The sequence below is a fragment of the Streptomyces sp. NPDC048600 genome (assembly GCF_055587025.1).
In genome coordinates, this window is record NZ_JBVJGZ010000051.1 from 23314 (window position 1) to 23947 (window position 634).

Annotated in this window: 1 pseudogene; it reads right to left on the reverse strand. The window is 72.1% G+C overall.

The features are described 5' to 3' along the window. Positions 1-297 precede the first annotated feature (297 nt). Positions 298-476: pseudogene (locus ACZ6SQ_RS37150) on the reverse strand (transposase); the annotation flags it as partial. Positions 477-634: the final 158 nt, after the last annotated feature.

Sequence of the window (634 nt, forward strand, 5' to 3'; positions counted from 1 at the left end):
CACCCCCCCGCTAGGCCCCGGTCCCTCCGGCGGGGATGGGGGGGGGGGGGGGGGGGGGGGGGGGGTTTGGGGGGGGGGGGGGCCCCCCCCCCCCCCCACCGCAGGAGGAACCTGTCAGAAGGTCAGGCTCCAGGAGTCGATGTACCCGGTGTCGCGCGAGTAGGCGTTCCGCGACCCGCAGCGTCCAGGTGCCGTCGGCGGTCACCCCGGAGGCGTCGACGCCGTACGTGGTGACCACTGTCATTGTGTCCTGCCCGTGCCGCTGGCGACCATCACCCGTACGGTCGCTGTGGCCGCGGGCCGGTTCGCGCCGGGTCGTCTGGGCACGCAGTCGATGAAGACGACGGGTAGACGCTGTCAATCGGACGGTTCTGCCATTCCGTCGTGCCGGCCATCACGCTGTCGGTGATCGTGGCGATCGTGGACTCGGAGATCTCTGCGCCGTACACCTCGGCGAGATGCGCGGAGATCTCCCCCTTGTGTCAGCCACGGTCACCAAGGAGGTCGTCCAACCCGGGAGAACCTCGTCATCGGCATCATGTGACCCGCACACGCTGCAGCGGGGGGGGGGGGGGGGGGGGGGGGGGGGGGGGGTGTATGGTGGGGGGGGGGGGAGGGAGAGAGGGTGGGGAGG